Here is an 18536-nt window from a genome sequence, read left to right on the forward strand (position 1 = left end):
CCGCACGCTCACGCATGCGGCCTTTTGAATGAGGATGGTTGCGCGGCTTACTTCGTGCCTTCGGCCTTATGTTCGACAGTATCGCTGGGGTATTTGAACTGCCCATAGCGGATCATCAGCACGCCGAGCGCAATCAACACAATGGCGCCCGCGGAGGCGAGCAGATGCAATTCGGTATTCATGCCCGCGCGCAGGATCAGGTCCCGCGCGATCGACACCATCGCGATGTAGAGCGGAAAACGCACCGGCAACTGGCCCGCCTTGAGGTACTGGCCGACCATCGCGAAGACTTCGAGGTAGAGGAACATCAGCAGCAGGTCGGTCAGCGACACGCCATCCGAATTCACCATGCGCCAGATGAGGTGCACCATCGCGGCCACCGTGCCGATGCCGATGATAAAGAGGCCGAACAGTTCCGCCAGTTCCATCGCGCGCTCGAGCCGCACCTTGATCCCTTTTTGCAGCGCGTTTTCGTATTTCATATTCCCTGAGTTCCTTCGAGACAAACGGAACGGGTAATCGTAGCGCGAGAATATGAACGCAAGAAAATGTCGATGAAATCGTGTTGTAAGGGAGCGACGAGCGCTATGAGATGGCGCGAGAAGGCCGGATGCAAAAGCTGACAAGGCTGTAAAGCGAATTCGCCGAACTGGAGCGCAACGCAGCCACTGATCCCGCCATCGTGAGGCCATGCGCCACGCTATCGTTCAGGCTGAAGCGGCTTGCGGGCGCGGCGGATCGGCAAGCGCGATCCGCGCATCGAAAGTCACCTGCGCGACTACAAGGACTCTCACCGTTGGACAGCACCCATTTCGATTGCGCACAATGCGGCCGTTGCTGCACCGACCTGCGCCTTCCCCTCACGATTGCCGAAGCCATCGGCTGGCTCGAACGCGGCGGCCAGGTGGACCTGCTCTGCGAGGCCATCGCGTGGCCCGTCGAGCCCGAGGCGGACAACGCCTTCGCCGCCTACAAACGCCAACGCACCTTTGCGGGCAAAAGCGGCGAATTGCCGATCCGCGTGGGCGTGACGCTGGCCGCCACCTTCACAGGGCCATGCCCGAATCTGGGCGACGCCATGCGCTGCGGCATTTATGCCGAGCGCCCGCTCGTGTGCCGCGTCTATCCCGCCGAGATCAATCCGTTCTATGCATTAAGGCCGGAATTCAAGCTCTGCCCCGATAAAGCGTGGCAGGCGCCTACGCCGTTCGCCATCAACGGCAAGATGATCGACGCCGTCACGCGCGATGCGATCGACGCAAGCCGGCGAGCGGACGAAGAGTCGGTCGGCATGAAGCGCGCGCTTTGCGAGCGCCTGGGGATCGACCTCGCCTCGGTCACCAACGAAGGGTTCGTGATTATTTCGCCTGCACGCGAACGCCTGCTCGCCGCGCTGCTGGACGTGCAACAGGACGCGCAAGCACAGAACGCGACGCACACTGCGTGGACGCTCGTCTCGAACCGACGCGCGACGGTGGACACCCTGATCGAAGTGGGCGCGCTCGGCGCGATGCACACGCAAGCCAGCCGCAACGCGTTCCAGTACATCGGCCTGTAAGCTCACTTCAAGAGGGCGTTTCGGCGGCTTGAGCCGATTGAGCCGATTGAGCCGATTGAGCCGATTGAGCCGATTGAACCGATTGAGCCGATTGAGCCGATGGAGTCGGCGTGTGCTCGCCAGCGTCGGCGCTCGACTCGGCTCCGGCCCCATCCTCGTCCTCGTCCTCGCCCGCGAACACGATGCGGTTGCGCCCCGAGCGCTTCGCGCGATAGAGCGCGCGATCGGCAGCGTCGATCAGCGCACGCGCTGCGGCGCCCTTGTCCGCCGAGGAGCCCGGCGTAACGGCCACGCCGATCGACAGCGTGACCGGCACTTCGGCGCCCTCGTTGTCGCGCACGACGAGCGCCTGCACGGCGCGGCGCACGCGTTCGGCCACCACGGTCGCATTCGAGCGGTCACCTTGCAGCACGGCGACGAATTCCTCACCGCCGAAACGCGCGACCGTTTCGCCCAGGCGCACCGCCGAGCGGATGCACGCACCCACCGCGGCCAGCGCGCGATCGCCCACCGCGTGACCATGCGTATCGTTCACCTGCTTGAAGTGATCGAGGTCCATGAATAAACACGCGACCGGCACCGTATTGCGCGCGGCGCGCTGCAACTCCTCTTCGAGCCGCATTTCAAAGTAGCGCCGATTAGGCAGGCCCGTGAGCGCGTCGGTCATGCCCAGATGCTTCAATTGCTCGCGCTGCGCCACATTGACGAGCCCCGCGCTCACGAAACCCGCAAAGCGCGCGAGCAGATCGGTCGCCATGCCCTCGGCGAAGCGATCGTGACTTCCGCTCACGAGACTCAGATAGCCGAGCAAACCCGAGCGGTGCCGCAACGGCAGGATCGCGGCGCTCGCCGAATCCGCCGTCTCGCCGAGCAGCGCCGCGCGTGCGTCATCGCTCAACGCCGCCACAGGCCCAAGCAAGGGCGCGGCATCGGAGAGATCGAAATCGGCGGTACGGCCCCAGCGCAGATGATCGCTCGCCGGCGCGGAGAGCGCGACTGCGGCATGCAACTCGGCGGCCAGACGCGCGCCATCGTCGAGCCAGAGCGTGGCCGCGCAGAGATCGAAGACCTGCACCAGTTCGCCGGTCAGGATGTCGAGAAACGCCGCAAAATCCTCGGCCTCGATCAGACGCAGCTCGATCTGCTGAAACCGCTGCAACGCACGTTCGTTGTGCTGGACGGTGTTCACGAGCGAACGCAGGCGCTCGCCGATGGAAGTCGATTCGGTCACAGGTGCACCGGATGTGGATACGCCGTGCTTATCGGCAATTTATGCGTAATCCTTTAGCCGGACACCGGCGAATCGCTTATTTCGGCTGCGTTTCGGCGGCCTTGGCGATCGCAGCCGCCGCATGCGCATCCGCTTCGAGCAGCGCGCGCAACGTCACCTGACTGGACCCGCCCGCATCGGATGCCGCGCCGATACGCCGTGCGCGCGGCTCGTGCGCGTGGATGGTCGAGCGCACCAGCGGATAAATCTGCGAATCCCAGCGCCTGCCGTTGAAGACGCCATAGTGCCCAACGCCGGTTTGCACATGATGGGTCTTCATGTAGGGGCGCAGCCCCGAGCACAGCTCCTGCGCCGCCACGGTCTGCCCCACCGCGCAGATATCGTCCTTTTCGCCTTCGACGGTGAGCAGCGCCGTGCGCCGGATCGCATGCGGCTCGACTAGCCGATCGCCCACCTTGAGTTTGCCCAGCGGCAGCGCGTATTCCTGAAACACGGAGCGCACCGTCTCCAGATAGAACTCCGCCGTGAGATCGCTGGTGGCGAAATACTCCTCGTAAAAGACGCGGATCGCCTGCGCTTTTGCGGCATCGCCTTGGGCACGCTCGCGACGCATCTCGGCGAACGAAGCCAGATGGCGTTCGAGATTCATCGACATGAACGCACTCAATTGCACGAAGCCCGGATACACCCGCCGATGCGCGCCGGGAAAACCACCTGGCACTGCGCCAATCAGATTGTTCTCGAACCATTCGATTGGCTTGCTATTGGCCAGATCATTGACCGCGGTGGGATTCACGCGGCAATCGATGGGACCGGCCATCAGCGTCATGCTTGCGGGCTGCGCGGGATCGTTGTCGGCGGCCATCAACGCGACCGCCGCGAGCGCGGCCACGGTGGGCTGACAAATCGCGACCAGATGCGCATCGGGGCCGATGCGACGAATGAAGCTCATGACGTGCTCGACATACTCATCGAAACCGAAGCGCCCGGCCGCGAGCGGCACATCGCGCGGGTTGTGCCAGTCCGTGATGTAGACATCGTGATCGGCGAGCATGGTGCGCACGGTGCCGCGCAGCAAGGTCGCAAAGTGCCCGGACATGGGCGCGACCAGCAGCACGCGCGGCTGCGACACGCTCTCGCCTGCTTCCCCCATTGCCTCCTTGCGAAACCGCAGCAACGTGGCGAACGGCGTGCGCTTGACGACCTCTTCCGTGACGGCGACGCGCTCGCCGTTCACTTCCACCGAATCGATGCCGAACGGCGGTCTCGCATGCGTGAGGCCGGCCATCTCGATCAATTCGCACCAGGCGTCCAGCTCGCGCGCATCGAACCCTGCCGCGAGCGCGGGCCACGCCGCCAGCGCCTCGCGCGTGAGCGTGGCGGCGGCGCGCCAGGGACGCATGAGGTCCGCGAACGCCTGATACGCGGGATAGGCAAGCATATTCATGGTGGCTGTCATACGATCGAAGTGCCTGCATGGCAGGCAATAGCTATGCCAGCGCGATCCGCATTGGCATGGGCCTTGCACCGGGATCGACATGCGCATACGGCCGCGCGCCGTGGCATGCCACGTGAGCAGGCCCGCGTGCTTCAGCGTAGTGCACGGTGGCGGCGATTGCGGTGCGTTGCGCCCGAGACGTGTGCGCGCCGTATGTGACTATCGTGACTATCGCGACTACCGTGATCATCGTGATCAGGAGACCTGCATGAATCAGACGAATACGAGCCTCACGATCAGCAGCCGCAACTATTCATCGTGGTCGATGCGCGGCTGGCTGCTTGCGAAGCTCGCGGGGCTCGAATTCGAGACGGTTACCGTGCCGGTCGATGATGCCGCTGCGCGGGCCGAGCTTTTGTTGCTTTCACCTTCCATTCTTGTGCCTTGTTTGCGGCACGATGGGAATGAGATCTGGGATACGCTGGCGATCTGCGAATATCTCAATGAGATTTGCACTCAAGCGAAATTGCTGCCCGTCGATCGGAAGGCTCGTGCGCATTGCCGGTCTGTGTGTGGTGAGATGCATTCGGGGTTTAGTGCGCTGCGGTCTGCTTTGCCCATGAATTTGCGCGGGCATTTTCCGAATTTTCGGATCTGGTCGCGGGCGCAGGATGATATCGAGCGCATCATTACCATCTGGCGCGAGTGTCTCGCTCGATATGGCGGGCCCTGGCTTTTTGGGGAGATCGGCGCCGCCGATGCCATGTATGCGCCGGTCGTTACGCGGCTTCTTACCTATGAGGTGCCCATTGATGCCGATATCGGCGAGTATTGCATGCGCGTTCTTAAGCAGGCGTTTGTCGCCGAGTGGATTGGGGCTGCGCAGGCTGAAAATGTCGATATCGATGAGCTTGATATGGAGTTCTGAGTTTTTCTTCGATATTTCTACGCTGTTTAAACAATTGGCATTTCCTTGTTTTCTTTTTGGTCTATTAGCGTTGCCCCTGTGCGGGGCAGCACCTACTTTTCTTTGCCGCGGCAAAGAAAAGTAGGCAAAAGAAAGCCGCTCACACCGCTAGTGTGACGAAGTCCGCAAACCGCCGTTTAGGGGGAAAGGTATAGGAGCGTCTGCCACCTCGCACCACCAAACGAAGTGACAAAGCACTCATTCATCCCGCTGCTCGCTACGCGCGCAGCGGTTGGGTATGCACGGGAAACCCCTGTACTAAAGGCATTTTCGCAATCCCTGGCAAACCTGCGGTTTGCCGCTATGCCCCACGGGGCGCGCAGCGCCCCCGGATGTATGACGGCCTTGTCACTTTGTTTCGTGGTGCGAATAGACGGATGCTCCTATACCTTTCCCCATAAACGGCGGTTTGCCGACTTCGTCACACTCGCGGTTTGAGCGGCTTTCTTTTGCCTACTTTTCTTTGCCGCGGCAAAGAAAAGTAGGTGCCGCCCCGCACAGGGGCAACGCTAATAGACCGACAAGAAAACAAGAAAATGCCAATTGTTAAAACAGCGGAGCGAACTATGAAACCCCCATACACAACCCCTTGACGGCAGAAAAGAACGACGCCACCAACCGACTATCCCTCCGCTCTTTAAGACAGCAAACATGAATGTGAGTAGAAATAGGATCCCCCACAATCCGCACCTTCCGTAGCCTCTCATCGGGCACATACTCCGACTCCGACACGGTCCCGACACCAAGCCCACGGGCAACAGCCTCCCGCAACGCCTCGCGGCTACCAATCTCCATAGCCACCCGCGGCGCGGCCCCGATCCCCGCCAGCGCTTCTTCTAGCGCCAGCCTCGTAGTCGACCCCGCCTCGCGCATGAGCAACCGCTCGCCGGCCAACTCAGCAAGCCCAACCGAATCGCGCCGCGCAAACGGATGCCCCACATGCACAAACACCACCACGGGATACCGCGCATAAAGCTGCATGTGATACCGCTCATCGTCGGAAGCCCGCGCCACCACACCCACATCGCACACGTAAGCATCAAGCTCCCGCATCACATGCTCCGAATTGCCAAGCGCGACAGAAAGATGCATATGCGGATGCCGCGCGTGATAGGCCTCGATCATCTCGGTGACATGAAACGGCCCCACCGCGCCAATCTTCAATGACCCATGCGTCAGCGCCCCACTATCGCGCAGCAGAGAAATCGCATCGTTCTCCAGGCCGCCGATCTGCCGGGCAATCGGCAACAAATCGAGCCCCACTTCGGAAAGCTCCACACGCCGCCCACGCCGATGAAACAGCTGCACACCATGCTCCTGCTCGAGCGCCTGGATCTGCGAGGTCACGGTGGTCTGGCTCATGTTGAGCGCGCGCGCAGCCGCCGTGAAGCCGCCATGCTGAACGACCGCAATAAAGGCGCGGATCTGGGTCAAGGTCATAGGCAATCATCCTGGGGATCGATCGAATTATTCGGTGGATGCATCGAATCTCAACGGGTATTTCGATCATAGCGGCGTCATGTGTCAAAACTATTCTGTTGCTCACACCGGGCCTGAATACATCGCGAATCGCCGGATTCGTCTGATGTGAGGCCCACACCCCGACCCCATTGGTGCGAGCATGACGACTTCCCCTGCCATCCACGTTCACTCCCTCAACGACGCCGCCAAGGCCGTCAATCCGCGTCGCGCGGCGCCTTATCGCGGCCCCGTCACCACGGCGATTTTCGATTGGGCCGGCACCGTGCTGGACTTCGGTTGCATCGCACCCGTCGAGGCGTTCTGCGAAGCCTTCGACCTCGCGCAATTGCCGATCAGCGTCGAGGAAGCGCGCGCGCCGATGGGCGCCGCCAAGCGCGAGCACATCGCGTTGATCCTGCGCGATGCCAACGTGCAAGCGCGCTGGCAGGCGCAGTTCGGCCGTGCCTCGAATGAGGACGATATCGATGCACTCTATGCGTCGTTCCTGCGCATCGACGAGGTCAACGTCGCCAAATACAGCGCGCTGATTCCCGGCGCGCTGGAAACAATCGCTGCGCTGCGCGCTCGCGGCATCGCGATTGGCAGCACCACGGGCTATCCGCGCGAAGTGATGAAGAATCTGCAACCGATCGCCGCCGCGCACGGTTATGCCCCCGACTTTTGCTGCACGGTGAGCGATGTGGCGCGCGGCCGTCCGTGGCCCGATATGTGCCTCGCCAACGCCCTCGCGCTGGGCGCGGCGCACGTGCAGAGCTGCGTGGTGGTCGACGATAGCCCCACGGGTCTCGAAGCAGGTCTCGCCGCCGGCATGTGGACGGTGGGCATCGTCGCCACCGGCAATGAAGTGGGCCTCTCGCTTGCGCAGTGGCTGGCGCTCGACGCGCCCGCACGTGAAGCGCTGCTCGCACCCGCTCGCGACAAGCTCGCCCGCACCGGCGCGCATTTCCTCATCGACAGCATCGCCGAACTGCCCGCCGTGATCGACGCCATCGAGCGCGCAATGGCCGCAGGAGAAGCAGCATGAGCGGCTGGCATTTTCACAACCCCGTGCGCGTGCGCTTCGGCGCAGGTTCGCTCGACGAGATCGGCGAGGCCATCGCAGGCCGTCGCTACGTGATCGTCACCTATCCCGACGCCCTGTTCGCCGAGCTTGCCGATCGTATCGAGGCGCGCAACGGCGCCGCGCTTGCACGCATCGATTCGGTCGAGGCCAATCCTTCGGTGCCGATGTTGCGCCGCGCCTGCGACCAGCTCGCGGCACTCGACGAAGCCCCGGAAGTCTTGATCGCACTCGGCGGCGGCTCGGTGATGGACAGCGCGAAGGTGCTGGCCGCCGAGCATGGCGCGTTTGACCCCGTGCTCGCCTACCTCGAAGGCGCCGCGTCCACCGGCCGCCGCGCTCTGCCGATCATCGCGATTCCGACCACGGCCGGAACCGGCAGCGAAGTGACCTGCTGGGCCACGGTGTGGGACCCCGAAAACGATCGCAAGCTCTCGCTCTCGCGCGAAGACCTGTACGCCGAAGCGGTGATCGTCGATCCGAGCCTGATGTTGGGTCTGCCGATGCAGCCGACTATCGCCAGCGGTCTCGATGCCCTCTCGCATGCGCTCGAAAGCATCTGGAACGTGCATGCTAGTCCCGTCACGCGCGGTCTTGCCATCCATGCTGCGCGCGAGTTGATCTCGGGCCTGCAACGCGTAAGCGCCAATCCTCAGGACCTCGAAGCACGCGGCGCAATGGCGCTGGGCGCGCTGCGCGCGGGCCTCGCGTTCTCGAACACGCGCACCGCGCTCGCCCACAACATCTCGTACGCCATCACGCTCTCGCGCGGCGTCGCGCATGGCATTGCCTGCTCGTTCTGCCTGCCCGCCGTGATGGAAGCCGCGCTTGGCGTGGACCCGGAGTGCGACGCCGCGCTCGCCGAGATTTTCGGCGATGTCGAGCAGGCCCCCGCGCGTCTTGCCGATCTGCTCGATTCGCTGGGTGTTTCCAGCCATCCGTCGGCCTACGGCGTGGACGCGGCGCAATGGGAAACCATCGTCGATCACGCCTTCGACGGCGCACGCGGGCGCAATTTCATCGGCCAGCGCGCGCGCTTTCCCCACATCGATTTCGCAGCGCACGCACAAGCCGTCGTGCATTGACCCTGAACAACGCCCTTAACGCTCATTGATACTCACCGCTCAGGAGATTCCAGCGTGACTATGCAAACCTCCGCGCCGCGCGCCGTCGAAACCGACGCGCTCGCGCGCCTCGACAACATGCCCTGGACGCGCTTTCATACGCTGATGCTCGTCGCCCTCGGCGTGGGCTGGGCGCTCGATTCGTTCGAGACCAATATCATCGGCAGTGTCTTCGGTGTCCTGAAGAGCCAGTGGCATCTGAGTTCCGCGCAAGGGTCGCTTGCCGTCAGCATCTGGGTGTTCGGCATGCTGGTGGGCGCGATCGGCTTCGGCTATCTGGCCGACCGCTATGGCCGCAAGAAGCTCTTTCTCGCCACGCTGCTCTGGTACGCGTTCTTCAGCGTCGCCACGGTGTTCTCGTGGAACTACGAGTCGTTCCTGTTCTTCCGCGCCATGACCGCGCTTGCGGTGGGCGGCGAGTATTCGGCCGTCACCGCCACGATGGGCGAATTCATTCCCAAGCGCCATCGCGGCCGCACCGATTCGCTGATTCTCTCGGGCTTCCCGGTAGGCGCGCTGATTTCGGCGGCGATCTCCTACCTCGTGCTCAACCATCTGCCTGGTGCTATCTCGTGGCGCGTGGGCTTTGGTTTCGGCACCACGATGGCGCTGCTGTTCTTCTGGATTCGCCGCGTGATTCCGGAATCGCCGCGCTGGCTGCTGCAACAAGGCCGTGTGAGCGAAGCCGAGGCAATCGTCGACAGCATCGCCGCCAGCGCCGCGCACAGCAAGCTCACGCCGGCCGACCGCGCCCTTGCGTTGAAGCGTTATCCGAAAACGAAGCTCATGCCGATGCACCCCGCCTTCTGGCGCAACGTGCGCGAATTGTTCGGCGCTTACCGCATGCGTTGCGGGCTGGCTAGCGCGCTCAACTTCTCGCAGGCCGCCGTGGTCTATGGCGTGCTCTCGCTGATGGCGCTCGTGATCCTGCCGTACATGAAGGTCTCGGCCGCCGACATGCCGATCTACTACGTCTACGGGAATGCCGCCGCGCTTGCGGGCGGGCTCACCGCCGCCGTGCTGGTCGAGGCCTGGGGACGCCGCGCCTCGCTGTTCGTGAGCTACACCTTCACGACGCTCGCCATCGTGGTGATCTACGCGATGCATACGCTGCCTGGCATGGTGATCGGCTACTGCCTGATCCAGTTCGGCGTGACGTGGGCGTATATCTCGGGTTACGTGGTGTCCTCGGAAATCCTGCCGACGCGCATTCGCGCCACCGGCCTCGGCATCTCCGTGGCAGTGGGTCGCCTTGGCGCCGTGATCGCACCGCTGATGCTGACCAATGTGTACGCGGCATCGGGCACGCCCTCGGCTGCGCTGGTCGGTCTGCTGCTGCTCGCGCTGCCGGGCCCCATCGCGGCGGCGGCATGGTGGATGATGGGACGCGAAACGCGCAACGTCTCCCTCGAAGAAGGCAGTGTCGACGATGGTTTCAGCGTGAGCGCCGAAGCGCTACCGCGCGTGGCCTGATGCAGGACACTGTTGTGTAGGGCTTGTTAGTGCCGCGCGGCGCCGGATTCCGAAAGGGACCGGCGCCGCGCCGCTTTAGTTGTGATCGTCGTCGAGTTGCATGTAGAAGTCGCGCGTCGTATGCGCGACATCGCGGCTGAACACCTGCGAGCGCGCGTCGAAGAAGAAGCGCAGGAAGGCCATGACGGCGATCTGCTTGTCGCGGCCCGGCGTGATGTTCACGTCGGCCAACGCGCCGGCCTGCGCATGCGGCGAGAGTTTGACGGTGGCCGCGATCTGCGCGTGCGCGTAAGGGCCGTGGTCATGGCTTCCCGCGCAACTCGCGCCGAGCAGCGACTGCCCGCCCGACGCATCGAGTCCGGCCGCCGCTGCCGCCTGGAGCGCAATCGACGAGCTGGGGAAACATGATACGGTGTCCTGCACACTATCGTTCCAGCCGCTTTCCAGCGTGGCGCGCCACTGGAAATTGCGCCCCTCTTCGGAAAGCATATGGACCGCCGCGCCCGTGGCGACCGACCATTGCGGGCTGTAATAGCCGCCCTGGCCCGGCACATAAAAGTTCTCGTTGCGGCGATAGCCCAGGTAGTGGAACGCGGGCCCGGCGCTGAAGTAATCGAAGCCCGGCACGCGCAGATCGTAGTCGGCCGACAGATCCGCCGACGCGCCTTCGTTGCCCACCACGTTGGTGCCCGTCAGCCACTGGAACTCCGCCCCGCTGCTCACGCTCCAGCGCGGCAAGATTTGCCAGCGCGCCGTCGCGCCGCTCGCCATGCGGCGCACCGCGCCCCATGACCAATCGGAATTGGGCAAAGTCTGGCCGCGCCACGACAGCAGCGAGTCGCGCACGGGATTGACGCCCACCCACGCGCTCCACGCGCCCCACGGCCCTTGCTGCCCCACGCGCGCCTGGCCGTCGAGCATCACGCCCGTCGGCGGACCGTCGGTCGCGCCGAGCGACGCGCTCCAGTCCAGCCGCCGATCACCGCCCAAACGCACGACATCGGCCATCATCCCCTGCACTTCCTCGCCGCTCACCGAGCCACCGAACGGTATGCCCGCATAGCCGCCGAGTTGATCCGGCGTGAGCTTGCCCGGCAACCGCTGGCTCAGCGATGAACTACCGGAATTCAGAAAGAGCTGCCGGTAGCGCAATTCGTACTGCTGCGTGCCGTCGATCCATTCCGCGCGCAATTCGGGCGCGACGGTATTGAGCCGCCCCTGTCCCGCCGCGCCGACATGGTCCGACCATGTCAATCCCGCTGCCACCGAAGGCGAGTCGATGCCCGTGAGATCGGCGGGCACGTAGCGCGCGATGCGTTGCGGGTCCGTCGCGCCCTGCCTGGCGGCGTCAAGTTCCGCCTTCGCGGCGATGAAGGCCTTGTCGTAATAGAGCCGCTGCGCCGCGAGCGCATGGCCGTACGCGTGCAACGGCCCATGCGTGCCGGGCAACGCGTCCTGCACGCTCTTGCCCTGCGCATTGAGGGCGAGCGCGAGGCCTTCGGCGCTATCGTCATCGTGGCTTTGCAGATAGCGTTCGCGGAAAATGCGCTCGGCCTGCGCATACTGCTTCTGCCCATAGAGGGTCCAGCCGCGCAGCACGCCGGTTGCGGCCTCGTCGACTCCGAGCGAAGCCGCGATATCGAGTTGCCGCAAGCTCTCGTCGTAGCGATGTTCCCGGTAGGCGTCGTTGGCGCGGGCCAGCGCAATCTGGCCGCGCAACTTGCGCGCACGTTCGTCGGCGGCTATGGACGGCGGCGCGAGCAACGCGTCGGCAGCCTTCACGTCGCCTTGCGAAAGACGCACTTGCGCGAGACCAATCGTTGCGTCCACATCGTTTGGCGCGAAGCCCAATGCCGTTTCGAACCACGTCGCGGCGGCGTCGGGCCGATGCTGCGCGAACGTGATCCAACCCGCCTGGGTAGCGGCTTTTGCATCGCGATTCGCGCGGATGGCAGGCGCGAAGGCAGCCAGTTGCGCGTCGATGGTGGGATCGTCGGGCGGCAACGCCGCGAGCGCGGTGAGCGCGCGCTGGTATTGCAGACGCTGGAAAGCAAGATCCGTATCGCGATCGCGTTTGCCCTGCCGCGCTTCAAGCTGGATCAGTGCATCGGCCTGCGCCGCCGGCAATTGCCGCTGCGCCAGATAGAGCGTCGCAAGGCGGTTGCGCGCGGGCTCGCAGGCAGGAATCAACGGGCGATAAAGGGCGAATACGGCATCACGGTCGCCCGCGTGGGCGAATACCTCTGCCGCGCGCCATGCGCGGTCGATATGGGCGCAGCCGAATTCATCCGGTGCGCGCGCAACCATCAGGCGTAGCTGGCCGACGTCGCCTTTTAGCGCGGTGTCGATGTCCCTCGCCTGCTGCCGGCGCGCGCGTTCCGCCACCAGTGCGGACGCGGGCCGCCACGTCGCGAACTGGCTCTCGAGGCGCGCGACCTGCGCATCGTAAGCGTCCAGCCGGTCGGCCTTGAGCAGCGCCCAGAGCGGTCGCTCGTCCGGTGCGGAGGGCGCAGCAGGCGCAGTCGGCGCGCCGCCGGCATTGGCGTTGGCGTCGACCACCACTGCGCTCGCGGGCAGCGCGGGCACGATCAGACTCTGCTGTTCGCTGCGCTCCACGCGCACGCTGTCCGGCTGCGCGTGCTCGCGCGTGACGGCCTGCTGCGCCGCGTGCGCGCCGCCTTGCACGCCCGTTGCGGAGGCGCCCTGGGCGGCACTCTGGTCGATGCCGAGCAGATTCTCCTGCCCGGCATGCGCGACACACGACGACGCAACCGCCAACGCCACGCCCCACCGCTTCCACCCGCCGCCGGCGCGCCGCACGCGCGCGTCAGTCCGGCGAACCGTCATGGTGTTTCCGGTGGCGTCGACGCAGGAGCATGGCGGTCAGCACGGCCAACAGCGCGAGCAGGCCGAGCAGGACCGCATAGCCCCACCAAGGATGGCGCGAGACTTCAAAGCCCACGCGATCATAGGCATTCAGGCTGCCAAGGTCGTAGCGCGCGCCGCTGCGGCCCGTCCAGAGGTCGGGACTATCGAAGCTCACCTGGCTCACGTCGCCGTCGAGGTTGTCCCAGTAATTCGGCTCGATCAAGCGGCGCACGCCGTCCGCGAGTTCGCCGGCATTGGCCGCCGTGAACGCGGTGACCGTGTTGCCATTGCTGCCCTTGTACTGCATCACCAGCAACTGACGCGAAAGCGGGGTGTCGGCGTTGAGTACCGAAGTCGGGGGCGGCGTGGCGGTGTCGCCAGAGCGACCGCCAAAGCCCGCACGCAGCAACTGGCCGAGCGTGCCGAAGTTGTCGCGCGGGTTGTCACGCGCGCGCGGCGCGGGGGAATCCGCATCTTCCGCGTGATAAGCGAGCGTCATCACATGGCCAGGCTGCCACGGTGCACCCTGCCACGCGGTCTGCGCAATCGCGCTGACACTGCCGACCAGAATCGTCTGGCGGCCCGTATCCGGGTTGCCCGCCGTCACCTGCGCGGCGGTCAACGGCCACGCCTGATTCTGCGCGAGCTTGCCCATCAGGTTCCACGCGGCCGCAATCGTGTGATTGTCCGACGCGCCCACTTGCAGCGCGAGGCCCGAACCGTCCGGGCTCACCGTGTACGGGAAGCCACTTTGCGCGAAGCGCCGCAGATCGGGCATCGCCGTGTAGTGCGAGGCAGGCGGCAGCGTGATCGACGAATCGTCGAACACCGTGAGCAGCAGGTTGCGCGTTTCGCGCAGCATGCAGCGATCGGTCATCAACGGCACCAGCACGGGGCGCAGCGACAGCACGTTCGCGCCCGGCCGGAAGCTGCGCAGCGGAATATTCACGCGATAGTGGCGCAGCACCGCGCCCTGCTGCTGGTCGAGCGCGATCACCTGCTCGAAGCGGTTGTTCAGATAGACGTTGAGCACCGAATCCTGGCGCATCTTCGCGCCTTCGGTGAAGTTGAGGTCGAGCGTCGCCTGGGCGTCTTCGGGCGCGTAGATATCGGCGGGCAGCGTCACGTCCAGATCGACACGGTCCTGACCGCCGAGCGTGCGCGATGTGAAGCCCAGCGAGCGGAACGTGTGCGGCTGCGTGCCGGTGAGCGTGCGCCGCGCGGCGTAACTGGCGATACGCGCCTCGTCGAGCGAGTTGATCGTCATTTCCGCGAGGTGCGGCTGGGCGAATTCCGGGTGCGCGAAGCTGCGCGCCGCGAGCTGGACCTGCGCGTCGTCGACGCCGCTCACGACCAGCACGAAGCGGCGCGGATCGTCCGGCTTCGGATAGATGCCGAGGAACGCGCCCTTGATGCGCGCGGCGACATCGGCAGCCAGATACGGGCGCAGCGCGTCGCGCGTGCCGAACAGCAGGACGTCGGTATCGGCAAGCTTGGCGAACGACAGGCCCGGCAGCACGCCGCCGCCCGTGCCCGCCTGCGCGTCCTGCACATGCAGCGACGGCGAGAGATAGCGCAGACGCAGCGCCACGCCTTCGGCCAGCAAGGCGCCCGTGCCAAGTTGCGCATCGTTGGCGGGATGGGTCGCCGCGACGATCGACAATGCGCGGCCGTGCTGCTGCTTCGGATCGATCAGGTCCGCGAGATCGGCCAGTTGCGGCGTGAGCGGCTTGAGTTCCGTCTGCAATTGCAGGGTCGAGGCGTTCGTGTCGATCTCGGACCACAGTTCCGGCGAGTTCGGGTCTTCGCAGTCATCCGTGGAATGCTGCGCGACCGCGAAGCTCAGCGTGTTGTAGCCGGGGCGCAGCAGGTCGACGGGCACGCGCACGTCGGCCGTGAGTTCGGGCTGGCGCGACGACAGTTGCATCTGGGCGATCGTGCGGTCGTTCACGCGCACGGCAAGCTCGGACCGGTCGCTCAATAAGGATACCGAATTGGTGGCGACCAGATGGAGGACCACCGAGCTCACCTTCTCGCGCGCCGAGATCGGTAGGCTCAGCGAGCGCACGCTCGACTCGCCCACGAGTCGCACCGGCCCGGACAGATTACCCAGCGTCGCGAGCGTCATAGGCTGGTCCGTGGGCGCGGCAGAAGGCGTTGCGGCTACCGCGACCGTCGCGGCCGCGCTACTGCTCGCAGGAGCCGGCGCGGTGGCCGATGCCGTGGCTGCGGACACCGGCAACACGGCGGCCGCCGCGAGCACGAAACAGGCGCACGCGAAGGTGCGCAAGGAAGAAGTGAGCGTCATGAACGAGACAGGCGCGAGGAAAGAAAGGTTCGAAGCGCGCGCGACGAGGCGCGAAGTTGGCGGAGCACGAACGACACCATGCCGGCAAAGAAGAAACGGTAATGACCGAAGGCGTGCACCGTGCCGAGATAGACGACCATCGCGAGGCTGCGCAGGATGCCGATGCGCCGGTTGCGGCTCTCGCGGAATGCACGCCAGCGTGCGCTATCCCCGAAGACGAGCGCGACGCGCTCGGAAAGCCCCTCGACGCTCGTGTCGGTGAACTGCGCGCCCACCGAGCGCGTACCGTCGTTGGACGCGAAGATCATCCGCAGCGAAACCGGAATATGGCTCGTGCGCGCGGGCGCCGCGTTGAACACTTCGAGCACGGCGTCAGCGCTCGTGGAGAGCGGTGTCTGTACGTCGGCGGCGAAGGCGAGTTTCACGCCGCCCGCCGACATATCGACGATCCGGCAGTCGAGGCCGGCGTCCGCGCCTTCCACATGCAGTTTCGCGACGAGGTCGGTGGGAATGCGCGGCGTCGCGCGACGCTGTTTGCGCTCGTACAGCACGCCCACGCAGGCGTTCAGCAACACGAGATTCAATACGCTCCAGCCGAGCGACGCGCCGATCACGTCCGCGTGCGGCGCGCCGTGCACGAGTTTCCAGACGCCCACCACGGCCGAGGCCAGCACGCATAGGTAGACCACATAGAACGGCCCGGCCAGTTGCGAGATCGAGTCCTGCTCCAGTTGCTCGCCCTTGGGCGTGACATTGAAGGTGGGCGCGCGCGGCTTCACCAGCACGGAGATCACGCCGCGTAGCGAGAACATCGACACCAATAGTTCATAGACTTCAGAGATCAGCGTCCAGCGGTGGCGGCCAAACAGATAGTCGGTAGTCAGGATCGCACCGATCATCTGCGGCAGACCGTAGGCGAAGAACTGCGGAATCGTCGCGTGATAGAACTGCAAGCCGAACAGCAGATACATGGCGGGCGCGACCAGAAACACCACGCGCGCATAGCAGAAGAACCAGAAAAACGCGTTCGAGAAATAGCAGATGCGCTGCGGCAGCGAGAGTCCCTTCATCGCCAGCGGATTACGCAGCAGGAGCAACTGGATCATCCCCTGCGCCCAGCGCACGCGCTGCACGACGAAGCTCGCAAACGTTTCCGGTTGCAGGCCGGAAATAAGCGGCTCATTCAGATACAGACTCCTGTAACCGCGCGCGTGCAGCGTGAGCGCGGTTTCAGCGTCTTCGGTAATCGACTGGCCCGTTATGCCGCCGATCTCCATCACGCAGCGGCGACGAAGAACCGCCGCGGAGCCGCAAAAAAACGACGCGTTCCAGAAGTCGAGGCCCGGCTGGATGACCGAGTAAAACATCTCGCTTTCGGGCGGCATCTTGCCGAACAGGCCAAGGTTCTTTTCGAGCGGGTCGGGATTCGTGAAGAAGTGCGGCGTCTGCACGAGACAGAGTTGCTCGTCGCGCTGGAAGAAGCCCACGGTCTTTTCGAGGAAGTCGGCAGTGGGCACGTGGTCGGCGTCGAAGATCACCACGAGATCGCCCTGCGTCTGCGCGAGCGCGGCGTTGATATTGCCCGCTTTCGCGTGTTCATTGCGCACACGCGTCAAATAGTGGCCGCCGTGGGCCGCGCACATCTCGCGCAATGCCTGCGCGCGTGCGAGCGCTTCAGCGGCCTTTGCGGCGTCGGCCTGGTTGAGCTTTTGCTGTGTGCCGCCATCGTCGAGCAGATAGACATGAAAGCGCCCTTGCGCGTAGCGCATGTCGAGCGCGGCGCGCAGCGTCGTCTCCAGCAACTCCGGTGACTCGTTGTAGGTGGGGATGAACACGTCCACCGACGGTAACGGCCCCGCCCCAGTGATGAGCGGCGCGACCTTGCGATCGAGCGGGCGGCTGTTGACGAACAGGCCGATCGACGCCACCACGATGCCATAGATCTCCGCCCCGTACAGGAGCAGGGAGAACGTGAAATCGGCCAGTCCGTAATAAGTGAGCGTCGAGGTCGTGCGCCAGTATAGATAGCGAAACGTAAGGAATGCAGAACAGAGCAGAAAGAAGAGGCGAACGTGCTCGAAGCGGCCCGTGCGCCGCAACAGGATCATCACCCCCAGCACAGCATAAGAGAGCGTGAACTGCGCCGAAAGATCGACCTTGACGGCCACGATCAGCGTCACGGCGGCAAGCGTGAGCCCCCATGCGAGCGCAATGCTCCACGACGGCAAGGTAAAACGCGGGTGCGCTTTTTGCGCCTGGACTTTTGGCTCGCTTTGCGCGCGTGTACTCGATGCCGTATCGACGAGTTCTTCCACGATGGTATTCGGATACAGCAGTAAAAATGCGCGCGATACTAGCACAACGACACGCAACGCGGAAAAGGATAACGGGTGAAAATCCTTTCAATTACTTTCACACGATCTCATGACAGGTTTACGGCAGCGTCCGCGAAAAATTTAAACCGGATTATACGTAGAGCGCAACCCTGGGGGCACGATCGCCATGCCTTATGCAGCGGGAAAACCACGCTTTCTGGCCGTCCCATTCCTCAGATTTTATAGGCACTTATTGATGCATTTCGATTACCACTTTTAATTGGGGCAGTATCTTTTTCTGACCACCGATGTCATTAAGAAAAAGCGACCGATTTTTCAAAGAAAAAATTTCCGCATTAATAAAATCGGAATAAATTCCCTTCAATTACGAAAAAAATTTTTACATATTCTTACGGCAGCCTCCATTCATCGCCATTTAAGATTTGACCCAATACGAATAAGACAAGGCGGCGAAATGAACAACAAAACGCGGTCGCATTCTGTAAGTCAGCATTACCTCGCGCGCAGACTCCCCCGTCGGGAGGCGCGCCTTCACATCCACTCAAGCGGCATCGCACCACCCTGCGCCTGCTGCTGATCCCTGCGTGATTCGGGAAGCGTCAGCGCACGCGCCACGCTTCGATCCCTGCGACGGCCCCGTGGTCCGGCGCTGGTCCAACTCGTCCCAAGAGAGCCGCCCTTGAACGCCTGC

General features: G+C 64.0%; 12 protein-coding genes. 5 read left to right on the forward strand and 7 right to left on the reverse strand.

The genetic code is table 11. The annotated features are described in order from the left end of the window. Positions 1-47 precede the first annotated feature (47 nt). A complete protein-coding gene (locus U5782_RS18625) occupies positions 48-482 on the reverse strand; it encodes a phosphate-starvation-inducible PsiE family protein (protein WP_322045333.1) in 435 nt (144 codons plus the stop codon). A 314-nt stretch (positions 483-796) separates the two neighbouring features. Here U5782_RS18625 and U5782_RS18630 point away from each other — a divergent pair, with 314 nt between their 5' ends. Further along, positions 797-1558, forward strand: coding sequence for a YkgJ family cysteine cluster protein (locus tag U5782_RS18630; protein ID WP_322045334.1), 762 nt, complete (start codon positions 797-799; stop codon positions 1556-1558). Between the two features lie 7 nt (positions 1559-1565). On the opposite strand, the gene U5782_RS18635 is transcribed toward U5782_RS18630, so the two are convergent. Both U5782_RS18635 and U5782_RS18640 read right to left on the reverse strand, forming a co-directional pair. Then, positions 1566-2789, reverse strand: a complete 1224-nt coding sequence (locus U5782_RS18635; protein WP_322045335.1) for a GGDEF domain-containing protein — start codon at positions 2787-2789, stop codon at positions 1566-1568. A gap of 76 nt (positions 2790-2865) precedes the next feature. Continuing rightward, positions 2866-4236 (reverse strand): polyhydroxyalkanoate depolymerase, encoded by a 1371-nt coding sequence (locus U5782_RS18640; protein WP_322045336.1) that lies wholly within the window; start codon positions 4234-4236, stop codon positions 2866-2868. A 259-nt stretch (positions 4237-4495) separates the two neighbouring features. Between U5782_RS18640 and U5782_RS18645 the strand changes: the two genes are divergently transcribed. Next, positions 4496-5155 carry a glutathione S-transferase family protein gene (locus U5782_RS18645; protein ID WP_322045337.1) on the forward strand — a complete coding sequence of 220 codons (660 nt, stop codon included), beginning with the start codon at positions 4496-4498 and terminating at the stop codon, positions 5153-5155. Positions 5156-5758: 603 nt separating this feature from the next. On the opposite strand, the gene U5782_RS18650 is transcribed toward U5782_RS18645, so the two are convergent. Further along, positions 5759-6634 (reverse strand): LysR substrate-binding domain-containing protein, encoded by an 876-nt coding sequence (locus tag U5782_RS18650; RefSeq protein WP_322045338.1) that lies wholly within the window; start codon positions 6632-6634, stop codon positions 5759-5761. Between the two features lie 181 nt (positions 6635-6815). Here U5782_RS18650 and phnX point away from each other — a divergent pair, with 181 nt between their 5' ends. The 3 genes from phnX to U5782_RS18665 are packed head-to-tail and all read left to right on the forward strand — an operon-like array spanning position 6816 to position 10333. Next, positions 6816-7700 carry a phosphonoacetaldehyde hydrolase gene (phnX, locus tag U5782_RS18655; protein ID WP_322045339.1) on the forward strand — a complete coding sequence of 295 codons (885 nt, stop codon included), beginning with the start codon at positions 6816-6818 and terminating at the stop codon, positions 7698-7700. Continuing rightward, positions 7697-8821: an iron-containing alcohol dehydrogenase PsrA gene (psrA, locus tag U5782_RS18660; RefSeq protein WP_322045340.1), complete on the forward strand. Its 1125-nt coding sequence runs from the start codon at positions 7697-7699 to the stop codon at positions 8819-8821. Before phnX ends, psrA begins: the two co-directional genes overlap by 4 nt. Before the next feature lie 60 nt (positions 8822-8881). After that, positions 8882-10333 carry an MFS transporter gene (locus U5782_RS18665; protein WP_322045470.1) on the forward strand — a complete coding sequence of 484 codons (1452 nt, stop codon included), beginning with the start codon at positions 8882-8884 and terminating at the stop codon, positions 10331-10333. A gap of 75 nt (positions 10334-10408) precedes the next feature. Here the strand turns inward: U5782_RS18665 and U5782_RS18670 are convergent, their stop codons facing one another. Genes U5782_RS18670 through bcsA form a run of 3 tightly spaced genes read right to left on the reverse strand, consistent with a single transcriptional unit; the run spans position 10409 to position 17824 of the window. Then, positions 10409-13180 carry a cellulose synthase subunit BcsC-related outer membrane protein gene (locus U5782_RS18670; protein ID WP_322045341.1) on the reverse strand — a complete coding sequence of 924 codons (2772 nt, stop codon included), beginning with the start codon at positions 13178-13180 and terminating at the stop codon, positions 10409-10411. Next, positions 13161-15509: a cellulose biosynthesis cyclic di-GMP-binding regulatory protein BcsB gene (locus U5782_RS18675; protein WP_322045342.1), complete on the reverse strand. Its 2349-nt coding sequence runs from the start codon at positions 15507-15509 to the stop codon at positions 13161-13163. Before U5782_RS18675 ends, U5782_RS18670 begins: the two co-directional genes overlap by 20 nt. After that, the gene (gene bcsA / locus U5782_RS18680; protein WP_322045343.1) at positions 15506-17824 is read right to left on the reverse strand and encodes a UDP-forming cellulose synthase catalytic subunit; all 2319 of its coding nucleotides are present in this window, start codon (positions 17822-17824) and stop codon (positions 15506-15508) included. The genes U5782_RS18675 and bcsA overlap by 4 nt, the downstream gene beginning before the upstream one ends. Between the last annotated feature and the right edge of the window lie 712 nt (positions 17825-18536).

The sequence above is a fragment of the Paraburkholderia sp. J67 genome, assembly GCF_905220265.1.
Taxonomy (GTDB): domain Bacteria; phylum Pseudomonadota; class Gammaproteobacteria; order Burkholderiales; family Burkholderiaceae; genus Paraburkholderia.

Bases quoted from the DNA above. Each gene is read 5' to 3' on its own strand.
- U5782_RS18625 (WP_322045333.1), bottom strand. From the start codon at position 482: ATGAAATACGAAAACGCGCTGCAAAAAGGGATCAAGGTGCGGCTCGAG.
- U5782_RS18640 (WP_322045336.1), bottom strand. From the start codon at position 4,236: ATGAATATGCTTGCCTATCCCGCGTATCAGGCGTTCGCGGACCTCATG.
- U5782_RS18645 (WP_322045337.1), top strand. From the start codon at position 4,496: ATGAATCAGACGAATACGAGCCTCACGATCAGCAGCCGCAACTATTCA.
- U5782_RS18650 (WP_322045338.1), bottom strand. From the start codon at position 6,634: ATGACCTTGACCCAGATCCGCGCCTTTATTGCGGTCGTTCAGCATGGC.
- phnX (WP_322045339.1), top strand. From the start codon at position 6,816: ATGACGACTTCCCCTGCCATCCACGTTCACTCCCTCAACGACGCCGCC.
- psrA (WP_322045340.1), top strand. From the start codon at position 7,697: ATGAGCGGCTGGCATTTTCACAACCCCGTGCGCGTGCGCTTCGGCGCA.
- U5782_RS18665 (WP_322045470.1), top strand. From the start codon at position 8,882: ATGCAAACCTCCGCGCCGCGCGCCGTCGAAACCGACGCGCTCGCGCGC.
- U5782_RS18670 (WP_322045341.1), bottom strand. From the start codon at position 13,180: ATGACGGTTCGCCGGACTGACGCGCGCGTGCGGCGCGCCGGCGGCGGG.
- U5782_RS18675 (WP_322045342.1), bottom strand. From the start codon at position 15,509: ATGACGCTCACTTCTTCCTTGCGCACCTTCGCGTGCGCCTGTTTCGTG.